The organism is Campylobacter sp. P255 (genome assembly GCF_003627915.1).
Taxonomy (GTDB): Bacteria; Campylobacterota; Campylobacteria; order Campylobacterales; family Campylobacteraceae; genus Campylobacter_D.
This window is the reverse complement of record NZ_NREN01000002.1, coordinates 102,525-122,536: the sequence shown is the minus strand read 5'-3', so window position 1 is coordinate 122,536 and position 20,012 is coordinate 102,525. Positions and strand designations below refer to the sequence as shown.

At 31.6% G+C, this 20,012-nt stretch carries 21 protein-coding genes; 5 read left to right on the top strand and 16 right to left on the bottom strand.

What is annotated here, in order from left to right; all coding sequences use genetic code 11:
* Positions 1–18 precede the first annotated feature (18 nt).
* Entirely contained in the window at positions 19–1,875 is a 1,857-nt protein-coding gene (locus tag CKA54_RS01860; RefSeq protein WP_172586655.1) for an aryl-sulfate sulfotransferase, read from the top strand.
* A 30-nt stretch (positions 1,876–1,905) separates the two neighbouring features.
* Here the strand turns inward: CKA54_RS01860 and CKA54_RS01855 are convergent, their stop codons facing one another.
* Both CKA54_RS01855 and CKA54_RS01850 read right to left on the bottom strand, forming a co-directional pair.
* Entirely contained in the window at positions 1,906–3,300 is a 1,395-nt protein-coding gene (locus tag CKA54_RS01855) for an anaerobic C4-dicarboxylate transporter (RefSeq protein ID WP_120759494.1), read from the bottom strand.
* A gap of 125 nt (positions 3,301–3,425) precedes the next feature.
* Positions 3,426–4,694 carry a M20/M25/M40 family metallo-hydrolase gene (locus CKA54_RS01850; protein WP_120759492.1) on the bottom strand — a complete coding sequence of 423 codons (1,269 nt, stop codon included), beginning with the start codon at positions 4,692–4,694 and terminating at the stop codon, positions 3,426–3,428.
* Between the two features lie 51 nt (positions 4,695–4,745).
* Here CKA54_RS01850 and CKA54_RS01845 point away from each other — a divergent pair, with 51 nt between their 5' ends.
* Together CKA54_RS01845 and CKA54_RS01840 are read left to right on the top strand one after the other, a co-directional pair.
* Positions 4,746–5,270: a thermonuclease family protein gene (locus CKA54_RS01845; RefSeq protein ID WP_232087570.1), complete on the top strand. Its 525-nt coding sequence runs from the start codon at positions 4,746–4,748 to the stop codon at positions 5,268–5,270.
* An 8-nt stretch (positions 5,271–5,278) separates the two neighbouring features.
* Positions 5,279–5,464, top strand: coding sequence for a hypothetical protein (locus tag CKA54_RS01840; RefSeq protein WP_120759490.1), 186 nt, complete (start codon positions 5,279–5,281; stop codon positions 5,462–5,464).
* Here CKA54_RS01840 and CKA54_RS01835 read toward each other — a convergent pair.
* From CKA54_RS01835 to abc-f, 7 genes are read right to left on the bottom strand one after another with little or no spacing between them, the layout of a single operon-like run.
* Complete coding sequence (locus tag CKA54_RS01835) at positions 5,444–6,001, bottom strand: hypothetical protein (RefSeq protein ID WP_120759488.1); 558 nt, start codon at positions 5,999–6,001, stop codon at positions 5,444–5,446. The two genes, CKA54_RS01840 and CKA54_RS01835, sit on opposite strands and share 21 nt — an antisense overlap.
* A gap of 2 nt (positions 6,002–6,003) precedes the next feature.
* Complete coding sequence (cmoB, locus tag CKA54_RS01830) at positions 6,004–6,879, bottom strand: tRNA 5-methoxyuridine(34)/uridine 5-oxyacetic acid(34) synthase CmoB (RefSeq protein WP_120759487.1); 876 nt, start codon at positions 6,877–6,879, stop codon at positions 6,004–6,006.
* Positions 6,880–6,916: 37 nt separating this feature from the next.
* Positions 6,917–7,666, bottom strand: a complete 750-nt coding sequence (locus tag CKA54_RS01825) for a flagellin (protein ID WP_120759485.1) — start codon at positions 7,664–7,666, stop codon at positions 6,917–6,919.
* 33 nt (positions 7,667–7,699) lie between these two features.
* Complete coding sequence (locus tag CKA54_RS01820; RefSeq protein WP_120759483.1) at positions 7,700–8,167, bottom strand: DUF4149 domain-containing protein; 468 nt, start codon at positions 8,165–8,167, stop codon at positions 7,700–7,702.
* Positions 8,168–8,195: 28 nt separating this feature from the next.
* Entirely contained in the window at positions 8,196–8,996 is an 801-nt protein-coding gene (locus tag CKA54_RS01815) for a HemK/PrmC family methyltransferase (RefSeq protein WP_253254845.1), read from the bottom strand.
* Complete coding sequence (locus CKA54_RS01810) at positions 8,996–10,183, bottom strand: M48 family metallopeptidase (protein WP_120759480.1); 1,188 nt, start codon at positions 10,181–10,183, stop codon at positions 8,996–8,998. Before CKA54_RS01810 ends, CKA54_RS01815 begins: the two co-directional genes overlap by 1 nt.
* Positions 10,184–10,242: 59 nt before the next feature.
* A complete protein-coding gene (abc-f, locus tag CKA54_RS01805; RefSeq protein WP_120759478.1) occupies positions 10,243–12,180 on the bottom strand; it encodes a ribosomal protection-like ABC-F family protein in 1,938 nt (645 codons plus the stop codon).
* 155 nt (positions 12,181–12,335) lie between these two features.
* Here abc-f and CKA54_RS01800 point away from each other — a divergent pair, with 155 nt between their 5' ends.
* Positions 12,336–13,382: a metallophosphoesterase gene (locus CKA54_RS01800; protein ID WP_172586654.1), complete on the top strand. Its 1,047-nt coding sequence runs from the start codon at positions 12,336–12,338 to the stop codon at positions 13,380–13,382.
* Positions 13,383–14,192, top strand: coding sequence for a phosphatidylserine decarboxylase (locus CKA54_RS01795; protein WP_120759474.1), 810 nt, complete (start codon positions 13,383–13,385; stop codon positions 14,190–14,192).
* Here the strand turns inward: CKA54_RS01795 and CKA54_RS01790 are convergent.
* From CKA54_RS01790 to CKA54_RS01760, 7 genes are read right to left on the bottom strand one after another with little or no spacing between them, the layout of a single operon-like run.
* Positions 14,167–14,457, bottom strand: a complete 291-nt coding sequence (locus CKA54_RS01790) for an EscU/YscU/HrcU family type III secretion system export apparatus switch protein (protein ID WP_120759472.1) — start codon at positions 14,455–14,457, stop codon at positions 14,167–14,169. The two genes, CKA54_RS01795 and CKA54_RS01790, sit on opposite strands and share 26 nt — an antisense overlap.
* A 2-nt stretch (positions 14,458–14,459) precedes the next feature.
* Complete coding sequence (locus tag CKA54_RS01785; RefSeq protein WP_120759470.1) at positions 14,460–16,451, bottom strand: flagellar hook-length control protein FliK; 1,992 nt, start codon at positions 16,449–16,451, stop codon at positions 14,460–14,462.
* Entirely contained in the window at positions 16,441–17,637 is a 1,197-nt protein-coding gene (locus tag CKA54_RS01780; protein ID WP_120759468.1) for an MFS transporter, read from the bottom strand. Before CKA54_RS01780 ends, CKA54_RS01785 begins: the two co-directional genes overlap by 11 nt.
* Entirely contained in the window at positions 17,631–18,116 is a 486-nt protein-coding gene (locus tag CKA54_RS01775) for a hypothetical protein (RefSeq protein ID WP_120759466.1), read from the bottom strand. The genes CKA54_RS01780 and CKA54_RS01775 overlap by 7 nt, the downstream gene beginning before the upstream one ends.
* Positions 18,100–18,378 (bottom strand): AtpZ/AtpI family protein, encoded by a 279-nt coding sequence (locus CKA54_RS01770; RefSeq protein ID WP_120759464.1) that lies wholly within the window; start codon positions 18,376–18,378, stop codon positions 18,100–18,102. Before CKA54_RS01770 ends, CKA54_RS01775 begins: the two co-directional genes overlap by 17 nt.
* A complete protein-coding gene (hemL, locus tag CKA54_RS01765; protein WP_120759462.1) occupies positions 18,375–19,652 on the bottom strand; it encodes a glutamate-1-semialdehyde 2,1-aminomutase in 1,278 nt (425 codons plus the stop codon). The genes CKA54_RS01770 and hemL overlap by 4 nt, the downstream gene beginning before the upstream one ends.
* Entirely contained in the window at positions 19,649–19,993 is a 345-nt protein-coding gene (locus tag CKA54_RS01760; protein WP_120759460.1) for a cytochrome c, read from the bottom strand. Before CKA54_RS01760 ends, hemL begins: the two co-directional genes overlap by 4 nt.
* Between the last annotated feature and the right edge of the window lie 19 nt (positions 19,994–20,012).

The window sequence follows — 20,012 nt, the reverse complement described above, 5'->3', positions numbered from 1 at the left end:
GTTTTTAAAAGGAAAATGATGAAAATAAGTAAAATTGTAAGCAGTGTTTTGCTTGCTAGTAGCGTGGTTGTGATAGTGCCTAGTGTTTCTTTGGCTATGGGCGGACCTAGTGGTGCAAAGATCGATTGGGAAATTCAGGGAAAGATAGGAGCTATTAAGATAAATCCTTATGGCTTATCTCCACTTAGTGCGGTGATCATGGATGGTGGATATAAGCTAAGTGATGTTAGCGTGATGATAGTGCCAAAGCCAAACGGGCAGATTATATCTTATAAGGTTAGTCCTAGCAAAGTAAAAACTTATGGAGGAATTCCTATTTTTGGACTTTATCCATCATATTTAAATACAGTAAAAGTTAGTTACACTAAAACGACTTTTGGTAAAAGTGAAAAAGTAGTAGATGAGGTATATAAAATAGCAACCGGTGGAGTAAATATAGAAGCTAGCGGAAGTCTTATGCAAAGAGGTGTGCCTTTTGAAAAGGTAGAAGTGCTTAAAGTAGATAAGGGTTTTGAAGATAGGCTATACTTAGTAAACAATGCACCAGGAAGACAAAGTGGAAAAGGTTCACAAGCTGTATGGAACAACCCTGCCGGAGGTGCAATGGAGTGGGATGAGAATTCAAATGCATTTATCATTGATACTAAGGGTGAAATTCGTTGGTATTTAGATAGCGATAAATTAATGGATTGGAATAACATTTATAACCGCGGGATTATGATGGGTTTTCATCAAAATGATGATGGGGCTTTAACTTGGGGTTTTGGACAAAGATATGTAAAATATGACTTAATGGGTAGAGAAATTTTTAACCGTATTTTACCTTCTTCTTATATTGACTACTCACACTCTATGGATGATATGCAAAATGGAAACTATCTTTTAAGGGTGGCTTCTGCTAATGTAAAACGCCCTGATGGTAAAAATGTACGCTCGGTGCGTGATGTGATAGTGGAAGTTGATAAAAATGGCAATGTAGTAGATGAGTGGAGATTGTTTGAAATTTTAGATCCATACAGATCAAATATTATAAAAGCTTTAGATCAAGGTGCAGTTTGTTTAAATATAGATGCGAGTAAAGCAGGGGTTACTTTGAGTAATGAGGATTTGGCTAAAATGGATGTGAGTGATTCTTTTGGCGATATAGCAGGTACTGGAGTAGGTCGCAACTGGGCGCATGTAAATAGTGTAGATTATGATCCAAGTGATGATAGTATCATCATTTCAAGTCGCCATCAAAGTGCTATTATAAAAATAGGACGTGATAAAAAAGTAAAATGGATACTAGGAGCGCACAAAGGATGGATGGAAAAATATAAAAAAGCACTTTTACAACCTATTGATAAAAATGGCAAAAAGATAGTTTGTGAAGACGAGTATAGTAAATGTCCAGGCTATAAAAATGATGAAGGTGGATTTGACTTCACATGGACACAACACACTGCTTTTAGAATAGATGAAAAATCTGATAAAAGATATGTTTACATCACAGCTTTTGATAATGGCGATGCAAGGGGTATAGAGCAACCTGTTTTTGCTTCGATGAAATACTCAAGAGCAGTGGTATACAAAATAGACCAAAAAAATAAAACCGTAGAGCAAATTTGGGAGTATGGAAAACAAAGAGGTAATGAATGGTTTTCACCTGTTACTTCTTTAACTGAATATCACAAAGATAAAAATTCCATTGTGGTGTATAGCGCAAATGCAGGAATGACTTTTGATCTTAATAAAGGAATTGCAATAGGCGAGCCTAAACCTGAAATTGATGAGTTTAAATGGGGAGCTAAAGAACCTTCTGTGCAAATTCGTTTTAGTGGAGCAAGTACAGGGTATCAGGCTATGCCTATTGATCTTATAAAAGCATTTTGGTGAAAAAAAGGGCTTTAAGCCCTTTTTTGTTACTTACAGATAACCTGCATTTAAGGCTAAAAAATATCCCACAATACAAGAAACAATAACACCAATTAAACCTGGCAAAATAAAACTGTGGTTGATGATAAATTTGCCTATTTTTGTTGTGCCTGATCTATCAAATTGTATAGTAGCAAGATCGCTTGGATAAGTTGGTAAAATATAATATCCATAGCAAGCTGCTGCAAAAGCAATGATGATACCTGGTTCAACCCCAATACCTAAAGCAAGTGGCACAAAAGCCGCGATTGCTGCTGCTTGAGAATTGACAAATTTAGAGATTAAAAGCAACATGAGTGCGTAAGTCCAAGGGTGTTCTTTTACGATGTCACCTAAAAATGTTTTCATCATAGGAGTATGTACTGCAAACATAGTATCTGCCATCCAAGAAATTCCAAAAACGGCCACCAAAGCGATCATACCCGATTTAAAAATTTCGTTTTTGGCTATTTTGCTTGTATCAAGTTTGGTAAAGATGATTAACGCAGCACCTGCTAAAAGCATAAAAATTTGTATTGTTGCTACCATATTCATAGGTTTGCTAACACCTTTGGAGGTAAATTGCGGTCTAAGTTCAGGAAAAGCTCCTAGTATAGCTACTATAGCAATAGCACCTAAGAAAATCCACATCGCCACCCATTGTATGGTTGGAAGTGTTTGTCCAAGAAGGGTTTTGCTATCACCATAGATGTATTCTTTTTGCTCTAGGTCTTTGATCTTAGTTTGGAAGTCCGCATCTTTATCAAGATCTTTTCCTCTAAACCAAGAAAAAATACCTATAGCTAAAACACCTACTAAAGTAGAAGGTATGGTAATAGCAAGCAAATCAACATAACCATCAAATCCTGCTAAAGGGTGTTTGTTGATTTCTGGGTTAAGAAGTAGTGCGGTTAAGCTTACAACAGCAACTGAAACAGGGCTTGCGATAATGCCAAGTTGAGATGAAACGCTAGAAGCTGCCATAGGTCTTTCAGGGCGAATACCATTTTTGATCGCAATATCATAAATAATAGGCATCATAGTATAAACAACATGACCAGTTCCGCACAACATAGTAAGAATACAGGTGACAAAAGGCGCTAAAATGGTTAAAAATTTAGGATTTTTTCTCAGAATTTTTTCTGCAACTTGTAACATTACATCTAAGCCGCCACTTGCTTGCAAGGTTGCGCTAGCAATAACTACTGCCAAAATGGTTAGCATTACATCAATAGATGGTTTTCCAGGCGCTACGTTAAAACCAAAACTTAAAACCAATAAACCTATACCACCTAGCAAACCTAAGGCTATTCCGCCTTTTTTAGCTCCATAAAAAAGACAAACGAGAACAACAATAAGCTGAATGCTAAATTGAATGCCTTCGCTAAGGTTTGTTAATACCTCCATGATTTTCTCCTTTATAGTCAAATCATGAGAGTATAATCTAAAGTATATTAATAATAAATAAATTATTTAGTTTTTTAAATAAATATTTACCAATATTTTTAATAAATTAAAATATTGGTCGAAGTTTATTGGTATTTTTTTAAAATATTAAACAAGATTGTGGAAATTTTTTCAATAGAAGCTATTTCACATTTTTCATCTGTTGAATGTGGGCTATGTATATTTGGACCTATGGAGCAGCATTCTAAAGGTTGCTTTTCGCTGATGATACCGCATTCTAAACCTGCATGTATAGTGTAAAGTTTAGCATTTGGATTTTCTTTTTTAAAATAACTTAAAATTTCTTCACCAAATTGCGTATCTTTATTCACCCACGGTGGATAAAAATTTGCACTAGAGACAGTGCAATTTTGCATTTTAAAATAGGTTAAAGTTTCAAGTTCAATATGGTGGAGTTCTTGTAAGTCATTAGATCTTGCAAAAAGTTCAAAATGAAATTTTTCATCTTTTTCATAAGCTAGTGAAAGGTTAATGCTTGTTTGAACTAAATTTAACCGATGATTAAAAGTTCTAACGCCTTGTGCAAAAGCATTGATAAGATCTAAAATTTTTTGAGAATTTTTATAGTATTTTCTTTTGATTTTACCTAAATAATTAATCTTAAAATGCTCATTTTCTTTTGGAGGAGTGTCAAAAAAAGCTATGATTTTTGCGTGTTTTGGTATGGAGTTAATCCTTTCTCCTGCTTTAAATTCACAAATAGTTGCTTTGTTTTTAGCTAGAAAATATCCTGCTTCTTTGATGGAAGTTTTGATGTTTTTGATGATGTCAATTCCTGAGTGCCCACCTTTGAAATTAATCGCTTCTAATTCGTAGCACTCTCCTTCTTTTTCATCTATTTCTAAATCAAAACTCGCAAAAATATCAACACCACCTGCACAGCCTATAACTACTTCATTATCGCTTTCATGATCTAAATTTAAAAGTTTGTTTGCGATTAAAGTATGTTTGAGGTTGTTTGCACCGCAAAGCCCCACTTCTTCATCGTTGGTAAAAAGACATTCGATATTATCAAAGTCTTTTAAGGCTTGCATCATTAAAGAAACTCCTATGCCATTATCTGCACCTAGGCTTGAATTTTTAGCTTTTAAATATCCATTATCTTCGTACATTTGTATATTAGGTGCTTCTCCCATGCAAACCATATCATAATGGCTTTGTAGGCAAATTTTAGGCTTACCTTTGTATGCATGGATATTACCCGCTTCATCGATACTTACATGGCAGTTATGTTCTTTGGCAAAATCAACAAGAAAATTTTTCAGCGCTTGAGTATTAAAACTACAATGCGGTATTTGAGTAATTTGTTTAAAATTTTGTATAATTTCTTGCATACTTTCTCCTTTTTGATATATTATGGCATATTTTTATTAGATGAGGTTTAAATGAAAATTTCTAAAAAGCAAATTGACTTACTAATAATGCTTTTAAAAGATCCAAAGAAATTTTTAATAGCACTTTTTTTGATTGCTTTTGCTTATGTTTTAAACTATGATGAGAATGCTTATATTCAAGCCAAAATTACGCGCGTGATAGATGGAGACACACTTGAAGCTACTTATAAAGATGAAAAACTTAAAATCAGACTTTTTGGTATAGATGCGCCTGAGAGTGATCAAGCTTATGGAAAAATGGCAACGCAGTTTTTAAGTGCTATTGTGCTAAAAAAGGAGGTTACTTTAAGCGTGAAAGATGAGGATAAATATGGTAGAATTTTAGCAATTGTATATTTAAACGACAAAGATATTAATCAGGTTATGGTTAAAAATGGCTTTGCTTGGGCTTATGAGTATTATAGCGATTTGTATCTAGATGAGCAAAATTATGCTAAAGAGCATAAAAAAGGTTTATGGGTGGATGAGGATCCTATAGAGCCTTATAAATGGCGAAAACAAATTAGATTAAAATAAGGTGTAAAATGCTAAAAAAAGTATTATTATTAGGTTGTGTGTTTTGGTTTTTAAATGGATGTTTTGTAAATGAAAGAGGGGTGTCTAATCGCTTTTATGATGATTGCAAAGAATACTATGACGCAAGCGGGACTTATCATAAAGAATGCCCAAAGAATTGGGTGGATTTGCCCTTAACCCCCGATTCCTTTTAAAACAGCATTTAATTCCTCTTGTGATGCTTCTTGTTTAGCAGGCTCTTGTTGGTTTTGACTATTTGCTGCTTGAGTTTGCTTGAGTTTAAATATATGATCTTCTGTAGTTACAACTTGAAAAGAAGCATCAAAGATTTTAATTTCATTAACAAAACCTGCTACTTTTACTTCTCTTTTTCTAGAGTCATCGCTAAACAAAGCACTTGCTTCAAGGTTTAAAATATCTCCAACTTTCAAGGGTGCATAAAAGAAGCTTCTTGAGCCTATTAAGACGCTAAATTCTTTATTGATTGCTGCTTGAGCTATATAGTTTGCCGCATTAAAAACAAAACCACTATGCACCAAGCCTAGCTCATCTACTGCCATTTCATGTGTTGTGATCAAAATGCCTTTAGCGTAGTTTTTTTCAATGTGTGAAATACTTCCTGCTAGGGTATTGTTAATACCAGGACAAGTGATAAGTTCTGATTTAATACGGTTTAATTCTTCAGGGTCTATTAATTCTTCTATACTAACAGCACTTGCAGTTCTTGCCATTTCTACACCTTTAATTTAACATAAACTCTTTTTGGTGCTTCATAGCCTTCGCAGGTTAAATTTGAATTTTGCTGATCCAAAAATTGATCCAAAGAATAAGAGTCAATCCATTCTGTTTTTCTTTGCTCTAAAAGATCAGTTTGTTTGGTTGCTATGACTTCAAATTCGCTAAACCCAGCTCTATAACACCAATTTCTTAAACCCAATATCGACGGAATGAAAAAAATATTTGGTATTTTTGAATAAGTTTTTTCAGGAATGAGTGCAATTTCTCTCTCATCTTCTATATACATGGTATCTAAAAAAACTACACCACCTTTATTTAAAGACTGTTTGAGTTGCTTTAGCATTGCTATAGGATCGCTGCGATGATAAATCACCCCCAGGCAAAAAATTACATCAAATTTTATACTATAATTTGGCACATCAGCCACCCCTAAAAGTTCATATTGTATAGGAGTTTTTGCGATAGAATTAAGTAATAAAAATTGTAAATAATATTTAATCGAAGGATCAAAACCTATTAGTTTTAAAGGGTTAAATTCAAGCATCTTAAACATATAGTAGCCGTTATTGCAGCCAATATCGGCAACAACCTTGTTTTCAATACATGGCATATGTTCTTTTAAAATATTAAATTTAACAAAACTTTGCCATTCTGTATCGATAAATAAATCATTGATTTTAAAAGGACCTTTACGCCAAGGTTTTAAATCTAAAGCGATTTCTTTGATGGTTTTAGTTAAATTTGTGTCACAATATATATCAAAACTATCATTGATTTGGTAGTTTGAAATTTGAATTTTTGTGCTAAGTTTTTGAATTTTTTCATATAAAGGGTGTTTTAAAACTTGCTTTGTCAAAGCATTATCTTGCATATTTTTCCTTGAAAAACTCCCAGTGGGAGTTTTGTTGTTATTGAAGTAAGCTTGCTAGTTTAGTTTGTAGCATGATATTTGAATGTGCATTTGCAAATAAAGCCGCATTTTCTTTAAGATAATTTGCGTTAAAGTCATTGATGTTTTGTGCTAAGTCGTTATTTTGTAAATTAGACTCGGCTTCTTTTGTATTGATACTAGTTTGCAAAGATGAATTAATATTGGCTTGTATTGCATTAATACCCGCACCAATGTCTGCGCGTAAAGAACCTACTTGATCTTGAAAATCACGAATGCTTTCTTGATTTTCAAGACTTAAGTTAGCGGTGCTTGGTTGATTTAAGTTGATATTTTCAACTCCAGCTCCTACAACAAAATCCATACTTTGGAAAACATTTTTTCCATTGTAGGTGGCATTAGAAAATGCATCATTAATTGAGCTAACTAGTCTGCTTGCTTCGGTATTTAGCATGCTTTTTTGTCTATCATTTAATGCCGCATTGTTTGAGCGTACTGAAAGCTCATTTAGTCTATCTGCGCTAGCTGAAATATTATTTAAAGTAGAATCAGCAATTTGCAAAACACCTACTGAATCATAAGCATTTAAAATACCTTGATCAATAGTGCTGTATTGACTTCTTAAGGTGTCGGCTATAGCCATATTAGACCCATCAGTTCCATCAATAGCGCGTATTGCGGCTACATTTTCTAAAGCTTTTTCTTGATTTTTTTGAGCTTGGTTGAGATAGTGATTTTGTTGAGTTGTTCCTACATCGCTTATTTTCATCTTTGACTCCTTTTAAAGACTTAATTTATTATATCACTTTTTTGTTTTAAAATTTAAGAAAAACAAAACTACTTGCGATAACATGATAATTTTCATCACAACTTCACTTGCGCTGTGAATTTTTACAAATTCTTTAGTCTTAGTTGCTTCTTCTCCTAAACTTTGTGCTTCTAAAACATAAGCAGTGAAGTAAAATATGAAAAGCAAACTTAGTGCCAAAATGATCAAAGAAAGCATAAATTTTGAAAAATTTATTTTAAAAGTCAAATTTTTATCTCTAAAAGAGAAAATTTCCATAAGTAAAGACAAAATACTAACACCTAATAAAACATAGCCAAATTGCACAAAAATGTGCGTCATTAAAATTCCGCTTTGAAAATGATTCAAAACTCCATCGCCTATAAATTTGGCAGGGTAAAATATAGTAGGAGCTAGTAAGACACCTATGCTAATTTCAATACCAACTAAACCTGCGAGTAAAAATAAATATATAGATTTCATGATATTCTCCTATGTAAGTGATTATAGTTTAATATTTTAAATTCCACGCTACAAAAGCTCTATCAAAGCCACTATAATCTTTATAAAAAGAAGCTTTAAAGCCATTTTCTTCTAAAAGTTTTTGTAGGATTGTTTTTTGATCATATCCAAATTCACATGCTAACACTTTTGCGTTTTGATTTTTTGCAAAGAGAATGATTTCATGTAGAATTTCCCAGCCATTATCTCCGCCAAATAAAGCATTATGCGGTTCATTTTGCACCCATTTATCTAAAGGATAATCATTTTTAATATAAGGAGGATTGGAAAAAATAAAGTCGAAATTTCCTTGTATATTTTTAAAATCACAAAGTTGAAAATCAATCTTATTTGAAACACCGTGAAAATCTGCATTTTTTTTTGCAAGCTCTAGTGCTTTTTTGTTGATATCACAAGCATGGATATGATTTTTTTTAAGTTTTGCTAAGCATATGCTCAAAATTCCGCTACCAAAACCTATTTCAAGTATGTTTTTAAAAGTATGATGTTCAAGTATTTCTAAACATTTCTCGAGTAATATCTCACTATCAAAACGCGGAATTAACACTCCTTTTTCTACAAAAAAATCTAAACCGTAAAATTGTGTTTTTTGAAATAAATATTCAAAGGGTTCACCATGTAAAAATTTGTCAACATAGTCAAAAAAAATTTTTTCATCAATTTGAAAATCAGGATTTAAAAAAATCCAAGCTTTATCTTTTTGCAAAAGTTCACAAAGAATAAAAAGGATATATTCTTTGTGAGTGGGATCTTTTGTATAAGCTTGTTTTAGAGCTTGATGGATAGAAATCATTGTAAAGCTTTGATCCTATCATAAATGCAAGGGTGGCTTAAGTGAAAAAAAGTATAAATTTTACTTGTTTTAACAAAGGCTTTATTTTCTTTTGCTAAAGCTATCAGTGCATTCTTCATGTCTTCTTTGGAGCTTAGTTTGGCCCCGTGCAAGTCTGCATTAAATTCATTTATTTGACTCATTTTATTAAGTAATGGAGAAAAAATAAAAGCAAGGATATTTCCAAAGATTAATAAAAGAGCAAAAACTCCAGCATTTACTCCATCTAAATGACTTTCTTTATAAAAAAAGTTTGGCAAGTGCGCAAAAGCAAAAAATAAAACAAAAAGCATTAAAGCACTAGCTGCTAAGGTTTTTAATAAATCCTTATGTACAAAATGTCCTAGTTCGTGCCCTAAAACCGCGATGAGTTCTTTTTCTTTTAGGGCATTTAAAAGTGTGTCAAAAAGCACCACTCTTTTACTTTTAAATAAACCGCCAAAATAAGCATTTAATCTTTTATCTCTTTTACTCGCATCGATCACATATACACCGTTTGCGCTAAAACCGCATTTTTGCATTAAATTTGTGATTTTTTCTAATAAATTTTCATCTTCAAGTTTTTTCATTTTATTAAACATTGGCGCGATAAGAGTAGGGTAGATGAGGTTTATGATCAGTATGATGATAAAACTTAGCGCAAAAGCAACTATCCACCAATATGTACCAAAAAATTCAAAGCAAAATACTAAAGCATAAATGATTAAAAAACCAAAAATAAGCATCAGTGCAAGAGATTTAATACTGTCTTTGATAAAAAGTGTTAAAGTTATATTGGAAAAGCCATGTTTTTTGTCTTTTATGAAGCTCTCATAGTAACTAAGTGGTAAATTTAAAATGCTAATTATAAGTAAAAAAGCAAGTAAAAATAAAGTATTTTCTAAAGTCGAATTTTCTTTGATGAAAATTTCTTTTAGATATAAAAAACCAAAAGCAATCCAAGAAATATTGATTATCAGATTGTAAAGGTTGGAAAAGATTTTGTATTTTTCATTTTCTATGGCAATATTCGCAGCATTTTTATAATCATGTTCTTCTAAAATAACTGCTTGTTTTTCTCTTTCTTTTTTTAAAAATGCAATTTGCATATAAGAGATAAAAATTAAAAAAGCTGTATATAAACATAAAATAGTTATCAAAGTCATTGTTTTTCCTTAAATAAATTTGAGTAATTTTATCTTATTTAAAATATATAAGGTAAATATCAATCTACACTTTCACTTTTTTCTAAAACTTCAAAATACGCCTCTTCTAAGATACTTAATTCATTTTCTAAAGTATTTAGCTTTTCATATAGGGTGTTTATGCCTAGTTCTTGATAGATTACAGGATTGCTTAGAGCGTTTTTGAGCTCTTTGATTTCTTCTTCTAGTTTATGAATTTTATCAGGATATGAGTTTAAAATTTCATTTTCTTTATAGCTTAGTTTTTTACTTGATTTTTCTTTTGTTTTTACGCTTGTTGTGGTGTTTGTTTCTAAGTTTTTGGAAAATTCTTCAAAGTCTTTGTATTCTTTTTCATTTTCTAAATATTCACTATAAGAAAGAACTTCTATATTGATATTGGCATTTTCTTCAAAAGCATAAAGTTTAGTTGCGATTTTATCAACAAAATATCTATCGTGTGATACAAGCAAAATCGCACCTTCGAAAGAAAGCAAATATTCTTCTAAGATATTAATCGTAGCTATATCTAAATCATTTGTTGGTTCATCTAAAACTAACACATCATATTCTTTAGTAAAAAGTAAAGCTAGAGCAACTCTGTTTTTCTCTCCCCCGCTTAAAACACTTACGCTTTGTTCTAAAAATTCTTTCGGAAATAAAAATTGTTTTAAATACCCATAAACATGCATATTTTTACCACGCACTTGAATATGATCACCACCATTGGGGCAAAAAATTTCTAAAAGTTTTTTATCGGTATTGAGTAAGCTTCTACTTTGGTCAAAATATCCTATCTTGACTTCACCTCTTTTAATCTCTCCACTATCCAGTGGAATTTGATCAAGTAAAATTTTTAAAAAAGTGGATTTTCCACATCCATTTTTCCCTACTATGGCTATGCGTTCGCCTTGTAAAATTCTTGCATTGAAGTCTTTAAATAATACTTTATTTGCTATGGATTTTGAGATATTTTTAAGTTCAAAAAGCATTTTTTTGCGGTTTTGGCTTTGGACTTGGTTAAAGTTTTTACTTGCTCTTTTGATTTCAAGTTGTAAACGTTTTATAGCTCCTGGATTTTTTTTAGCTTCTTCGCGCATTTTAAAAATTCGTTCTTTGCGTCCTTCATTACGCTTTAACCTAGCTTTAACTCCTCTTCTTAGCCATTCTTCTTCGCTTTTTAATTGTTTAAGCAGGGTTTCATGGCTTTTTGCTAAAGATGCTAAAATAGCTGCTTTTTTTTCTAGATATTGTGTGTATCCGCCTTCAAAAATACTTAGTTTTCCTGCTTCTATTTCAACGCATTTTTGTGCTATTGCATCGATAAAATATCTATCGTGCGAAATAAAAATCACACACATTTTTGAAGCTTTTAGTCTTTCTTCTAAAAAGCTACTCATATAGACATCTAGGTGGTTAGTTGGCTCATCAAGCAATAATATATCAGGATTTTTAAGTAAAAGCGTACAAAGCCCCACACGTCTAATCTCACCTCCGCTTAGAGAGCAAAGTGCTCGGTCTTTGTATTCTTCTAGTTTAAACTCTTCTAAAATTCTTTGTATTTTTTGATCTAAATTCCAAGCATCTTTTGAATCAATGAGCAAGCTTAATTCATCTACTTTTTTTAGATATTCTTTGTTGTGCGGTTCAAGAGCTAGTTTTTCATTGTAATTTTCAAATTCTTTTAAAGCTTTATAAATTTCTTCTAGTTCTTTTTTAATTGCTTCATTTACGCTTAAAGTGCTTTCAAAGCTTACTTGTTGACTTAGCATGCCTATGCTAATATTATTTTGCCTAATCACTCTGCCGCTGTCAAGTTTCAAACTTCCTATTAGGGCTTTTAAAAAACTTGATTTTCCTTCGCCATTTTTGCCGATTATGGCGATTTTATCTCCCATGTTTGCACTAAAATTTGCGTTTTCTAAGACAATTTTTGTATTAAATTTTTTACTTGCATCGATTAAATCTATTAAAGCCAAGGTTTTTTCCTGAATGTTTTTTGCGATTTTACTTTAAAAAGTATTAATTTTGCTTAAATATAATTGCCATTATGAAAGTGTTTATATTTTTTGGTTTATTGATTACATTTTTTGCTTTGGCAAATTGGTATATTTATAAAAGATTTTTATCCAGAGTGGATTTTTTAAAACCTTATAAAAAAATGATTTTGGGTTTTATTTTTGTTGTTTTTTTATGTGAGTTGGTTTTTTTTGTAAGTATGCGCGAGGCTATTTTACATGAAAAAGTTTATTATTTTTTAGCTATTTTTCCTACTATAACTTGCTTTTTCTTGCTTTTTGCTTTAATATATGAGTGCGGTTCTTGGGCTTTTTTTAACAAAAACAAAAAAGAGCAAATTTTTAGTGCACCAAGAAGGAAATTTTTAAAGCTGATATTTGATTCATGGCTTATTATACTTAGTGTGAGTATGGTTTTTAAAGGTTTTGTAAATGCTGTGAGTATCCCTAAGGTTAAAGAAGTGGATATAAACATCAAAAACCTAAAAGAAGACTTAAATATAGCTTTGTTAACAGATGTGCATTTGGGTAAAAATTTAGGTGAAGATTTTTTAAAAGCATTGATTGATAAGGTAAATGCCTTAAATGTTGACATGGTGGTTATTGCTGGAGATTTAATTGATGCAGATATTGCTAGTATACCTTATGTTCACTTGTTGGAAAATTTTAAATCAAAATATGGCACTTATTATGTTTATGGAAATCATGAGTATTATAACCATATCAAAGCTATAGGGCAAAAATTAAAAACACTGAAAAATTTTAAAGTTTTAGAAGATGAAAGTATTGATTTTGGTGAATTTACCTTAAGTGGGACTTTGGATTTAAGTGCTAAGCGTTTGGGTTTTAAAGAAAGTGATATAGAAAAAATCAAAACTCAAATCGATCAAGAAAAAGTTAATATTTTAATCACACATCAGCCAAAATACGTAAAAACCTATGATGTAAGTGGGTTTGATTTAATTTTATCAGGACATACGCATGCAGGGCAAATTTTTCCTTTTTCTTTGCTTGTGTATTTAGAGCAAGGCTTTGTATACGGGCTCTATCAGCTTAGTAAGGATAGCTTGCTTTATGTTAGTAGCGGTGCTGGTTTTTGGGGTCCTGCGGTAAGATTTTTAGCACCTAGTGAAATTGCTTTGATTAGATTAAAAGGAGAATAAATGGGTCTTAGTAATAGCGCTTCAAAAGTATTTGGAGTGATAGCAAAATACAAATTTCCAAAAATAATCCAAAAAAATATTAACAAAGCTTATGTGAATGCTTTTCATATTAATATGAGTGAATTTAAGCCTTTAGAAGAATATGAAAGCTTAAATGCTTTGTTTGCAAGAAGCTTGCTTAATGAAAGAGAGTTAGAAGAAGCTTTTATAAGTCCAAGCGATGGTAAAATTTTAGAACTTGGAAGTAGTTTTCAAAACGACTTTAAAGAAAATTTGGCTTTTAGTATTAAGGGTTCAAGTTATAGTATAGAAGAACTTTTGAAAAATTCAGCCAAAAAAGAAGAATTAGAAAACGGCATTGATTATGCAAATATTTATTTATCTCCAAAAGATTACCACCACTACCATGCACCTTGTGATATGCAAATTTTAAGTGCTACTTATGTAAGCGGGGCTTTATTTAGTGTGAGTGAGACAAAGCTTGCAAAAATCATCAATCTTTATACAAGAAATGAAAGGGTGATTTTAAAGTGTTTAATAGAAGGAAAATTTATCCTTTGGATGGTTTTTGTAGGTGCGTTAAATGTAGGTAAAATGCACTTTACATTTGATACTAGCATACAAACTAATGCTGCTAATTTTGATTTTACGCATACTTATGAAGATCTTTTTGTGAAAAAAGGCCAAAGACTTGGAAATTTTGAACTAGGTTCTACGATAGTTTTAATTGTACAAAAGGGCCATTTAAAATGGAGTAAAAATACCTATGAACCGGTTTGGTTTGCTAAGAAGATTGCGGACTTTGTTTAGTCTCATCTTCATTAGCCACCTTGTATAAAAAGGCAAAAATTTCAGCCACGGCCTTGTACATATTAGGTGGAATTTCATCACCTAGATCAAGCTTGCTTAAAACTTCCACTAAATCTTTATCTTCTTTTATAGGGATACCATTTTCTTTGGCTAGGGAAATGATTTTGGTGGCATTTTCTCCTTTAGCGTTGGCTAGAATTTTAGGCGCATTTTGGTCTTCTTTATTATAGCCTAGCGCGATCGCTTTTTTTGTTTTTTTAGCCATTTTTAAGCCCTTGTGTCAAAACCCATATTAAAGTCATTATATTCTTCTTGGTTTTGGAATTTGCTTTTTGCGATATCGCTGATAAAAAAGTTTGAACTTAAAAGTCCTACTTTAACCAGAGCTTTTTTTAACTCATGTGCTCTTTCATAGAGTTTTTTTCTAAAATCGATATTTTCCACCATCATGTTTATATCAATATATTTGTCATTGCTAAGTGATAAAAAGACATTAATTTTGCCAAGCTTTTCAAATTCAAGGTTAATTTGTGCATAAAATTTGTCTTTTTTCCCGCGTTTAAAAACTACATTAGATTTTTCTAAATCATCCCAAAAGAAAGGTAAGAAAGTGTGAATGCTATTATTGGCTAGCGATAAGAGTTGGTTAAACTCTAGTTGAGCTATAAGGCGATTTGTTTGATTGAGTATGGTTTCATTGTCTAGATTTTTTGCTAGATTAGAAACTTGCAAAAGAGTGGATTTGATGTCTTTTTGTAATTCAGAGCTAATTTCTGTACTATCTTTAGGAGTGATTTTTCCAAGATCTTTAATGGATAATTCTAGTTTTTTTTCTATATGTTTGATGTCATCTAGAGAATTTTTTGCTTCATGGTTTTTAGGATCTAGAGCTTTTAGCACTTCATTGAGTTTTCTACTTATTGATCCAAGTTCTTTGTTAAGGCTATTTAAAAGTGCTTCTTGGATGTTTTGAGTAAAATTAAGATTTTTACTGACACTTTGTTTGAAAATATCTTCTAGTAAAATTTTACCTGAAGTACTTTTAAAGATATCTTCTAATTTGGCATTATTGTGTTGTGAGTTTTGATTTTTAGCTTCATTTTTAATTAATTCTTCGGTGTTTTTTTGAGATTCTTTTGTTTCTTCCTTTGTGTTTTCAAGAGTGTTTTTGTTGTGCGGTGTATCTTCTTTAGGGGTTTTGATGTTTTTTTCGTTATTTAAAATTTCTTCTTTATTTTTGACTTCTTTTGTTTCGTGGTTGTTTTTTTGAGGTGTTTTTGCCTCTTCTATTTCTTCTTTAGATGTTTTGTCAAGAATTTCTTGTTTAATCTCTTGTGTATTTTTTGGATTTTTAATATCTTTTAAAAGTGTGATAAAATCTTTGATGTTTTGGCTGAGATCTTTTAAAATATGCGTATTTTGAATTTTTATATTTTCGGGTTTGGCTAATTCTTTGTTGATAAGGGCTAAATTTTTGTTTAAATCTTTGATGAAGTTGTTGGCGATATTTTGAAGTTTTTCTTGGCTGATCGAATTAGGGTTTTTATTGATATAATTTTTAAAATTTTCAATTTTATCAAACAACTTAAAAAGTGTTTTGTAGTGAGTAGTTTCTAGGGAAGTTTTATTTTCTTTCTTGTGTGCATGCAAAATGTGAATTAGTTCTTTTAATGTACTTGTGGTGTCAAGATTTTTAAGATCTAAATTGCTTATATCTTTTTTTAAATTTTCACTAGATGCGCTTTTGATTGTGCTTAAGAGATTAAAAAAGCTTTGGGGTAAGTTTTGCTCCTTTAAAGAATGGTTGAGTTTTGCTTCTAAAAATACGCCTGAATTTTTTACCAATGATGAAAGGTTTTTATTGTCAATATCTTTAGCAGGCTTTACAAGCTCATCTAACATTTTTAATAATTTTTCAAATTCAGGAATTTTAGAAAGTTCTATTTGGAGTTTTTTTACTTCATTGGCAAAATTAGGGGCAAAATTGAGATCTTTTTGGTTTTTAAAAATGGCTAAATCAGGATCTTTGTTTGCGGTTTTAATTTGCTCTAAAAGTTTATTGAGTAGTTGTTGTAATTTTTGATCAACTTGACTCACATAATCTTTAGGAAGCTTAGTCCCGCTTTCTCCTTTAGAGAAAAAAGGGTTTTTTAAAGCTTCATCTAGTGAGGTTTTTTTGTCTGTTTTTTCGCTTTTGTTGTCTTTGCTTGTTTCGTTTTTTGCGAATTGGTTTGGGTTGTTTGAGATATTAGTTATCATCTAACATTACCATATTACCAGGTCTTCTTTTGAATTTAGTAAGCTTTTTGAATTTTGGTTTATCAATAGCAAAAAGAATTAAAACAGCTAATAAGATAATGTAAAAATACATAAAGCCATTGCCTTCAAAATAATACATCAAAGTTCCAAGCACAGCAGGAGCAAATAAAGCACCAAAAGAGTAGGTAAAAAGAACTGCTCTGCCTAGCTCTACTCTTTTACTAGGATCATCAAGCATGTCGTTTGCTCTTGCCAAAGAAAGAGCATATAAGCAGCACATTCCCATGCCTAGCAAAAAGCCAAAAAGATATTTTAAGTAAATATTATAACTTAGCAATAAAATACAAAGCATAGCACTTAAAGCCGTGAAAGCGCATAAAATAATAGCAAATTTACGACTGATTTTATCAGAAAGGGTTCCAATGAAAAGTTGAGATATAAACCCTCCTAACATAGTGCAAAAAATAAAAATCGAAGCTTCTTTTGCACCAAATCCTTGTATGAGTATAAATAAAGAAGCCATAGAGAAAAATCCATTTAAAAGCATACCTGCTATAAAGCTTGTTACTAAAGCCAAAGGCACGATATCAAAAATTTTTGGAATGGAAATTTTGGTCTTTTGAGGTAAAACCGGCTCTTTGATGCGAATTAAAAATAAAGGAATTGAAGCAAACATAATAAAACTTGCACTTAAAATAAACACTGTATCGCTTGGAAAGTCAAACGACATAAGTAAAATTCCAAAACCTGAAGATGAGTAAAATACAACTTCATAAAAGGCTATCACCCTAGATCGAATAGCGTTTTTTGCTTTTTCATTAAGCCACGATTCTATAACCATTAAAAGTGCATAGTAACAAAAACCAAGTAAAAATCTCAAAAACATCCAAAAATAAAGATTGGAATTTAAACTATGGAGCATAGTAGCTATACCAAAAATGATGGCAAAAATTCCAAAAGATCTTATATGGCCAACTTTAGAAACTATTCTATGAGCGCTAATAGTGCTAATCATGGCACCAAGAAAATAACAACTCCCTATAACTCCAATGTAAAAATTGCTAACTTGGTTGTGCTTTAGGATAATGGCTATAGAATTTACCGTTAAGGCGCTTCCTATGAAAACAAATATCATACCAAGAAATAATGCAGTTAATGATCTAATCGTTCTTTTTGAGCTTAACATTTTCTTATTAAAAAATTATATATTAATACCGCTATGGGTGTGACAAACATTGCACAAAACAAGGCAAAAATACTCATTAAGCCTTGAAACTCCAAATACAAAAATCCCACAATTAAAAAAACATAGGCAAAAAGCTTAAATAAAGAAAAAAATGCCAATGTGTTTTTAAAAATACTTTTAAATTTTGGTTTTAAATCGTCATCTATATGGATAAATTTTACAATCTTTGGAAAAGAATGTGGTTTTTTTGCAAAAATTTGCAAAGGTCTTTGAGTAAAAGTGTAATTTTTAGCAGCCTTATAGATAAAATTTTTGTAATTTAAAAAAGAAAATACAATGATCAAATTTTGAGCTAAAAATCCAAATTCAAAGCTGATGAATAATTCAAAGCTTATTCCTTTATAGAAAAAAACTCCTGCTAGAAAAAGTAGATTAAGTCCTAGCAAGAGTTTGATTAAGATTTTAGGTTTTAGGATCATTTTTTAAATCTTTGTAGCGATTTTCATCTTTAAATTCTTCATAGCTTTGCACTTGTGCCTTATAAGCTTTATAAACATTTAAAATTGCTGCTGCAACCCCTATAAAAACTCCAAGCCAAAAAAGCCAGTTTATGCCGGTTAAATTTTTTAAAAAATATCCTATACCAACCCCGATTAAAACAGCTACCACCATGGATATACCAAGGCTTAGTCCATCTGCAGCTTCTATGCTTTTACGAATGATTTTTTGTCTTTTACTCATAGGGCTTTAAAACTTTCTTGTGCTGCTTGTATAGTTTTATCGATGATTTTTTTATCCATGCATTCGCAAATAAAACCTGTTTCAAATTGAGAAGGTGCTAAATATATGCCCTTGCTAAGCATTTGCGCGTGAAATTTAGCAAATAATTTTGTATCAGATTTTAAGGCATCTTGATAATTATTAACAGGATTTTCACAAAAGAAAAATCCAAACATAGAGCCAACGCAGTTTACTTGTAAAGGGATATTGCATTCATTTGCCGCTTCTTGAAAACCTTGGGTAAGTCTTTTGCCTAGTTTTTCTAATTTTTCGTATAAACCTTCATAGTTTCTTGCTTTTTTTAAGCTAGCATAGCCTGCAGCCATTGCAAGCGGATTGCCACTTAGTGTTCCTGCTTGATATACTCCGCCTAAAGGACTTAGTAAGTCCATGATCTCAGCTCTTGCAGCAAAAGCAGCCGCAGGCATGCCACCGCCTATAACTTTACCAAAAGTTACTATATCAGCTTGTATGTGGTTGATTCCAAAAGAACCTAAATAAGAAGCTCTAAAGCCACTCATAACTTCATCAAAGATTAAAAGAATTTGATGCTCATTGCATAGTTTTCTTAATTCTTGTAAAAATTCTAACTTAGCAGGCACTAGCCCCATGTTTCCTGCTATTGGTTCTATGATGATGCATGCTATGTTGTGATCTTCATTGATTAGGTTTTTAACACTATCAATATCATTATAAATTGCTACTAAGGTGTTTTTAGCCACATCGGTTAAAACACCTAAAGAACTTGGAGTATTAAAGGTAGCTGCACCACTTCCTGCACTTACTAATAAAGAATCAGAGTGTCCATGATAACACCCCTCAAATTTGATGATTTTATCTTTTTTAGTAAATCCTCTTGCTAGGCGAATGGCACTCATAGTAGCTTCAGTGCCGCTGCTTACAAAGCGAATTTTGTCTAAATGAGGCCAATCTTTTAAAATTAATTTAGCTAGTTTGGTTTCTGCTAAAGTTGGTGCACCAAAGCTTGATCCATGCTCTAATGCTTTTTTGCAAGCTTTTTCAATATCTTCATCGCAATGACCAAAAAGCAAAGGTCCCCAGCTTTGTACATAATCTATATAAGTATTTTCTTCTATATCGCTAATATAAGCACCTTTTCCTTGTTTGATAAATAAAGGATTACTGCCTACACTTGCAAAGGCACGCACAGGAGAGTCAACACCACCTGCGATGTACTCACAAGCTTCTTCAAAAGCTTTTTTGTTGTTTTTCATTGTTTACTCCTTTTGTTGTTAGTAATATATCTATAAAGTGATTTGATCTCATCATCTGTGAGAGAGTAAGTTGGCATAATGCTTTTAGCCTCTTGAGGTTGGACTAAAATTTCTCTAAAACGCGCATAAGGAGTGTTTTTAATACTAGGAACAATAAAAGGAATTTTTTCTCCATTTTTAATGTAATAACCTAATATTTGCTGTCCTCCATCGCCATGGCATTTTGCGCAACTTATGCCTCTTGGGTTTTTGTAAAGGGATTCTTGGTATTCTTTAGGGGAGATAAAATCTTCAGCCCAGACACCATAAACTATAAAAAATAAAAATAAAATAATTTTCATTTACTGCCTTTAACAAAAA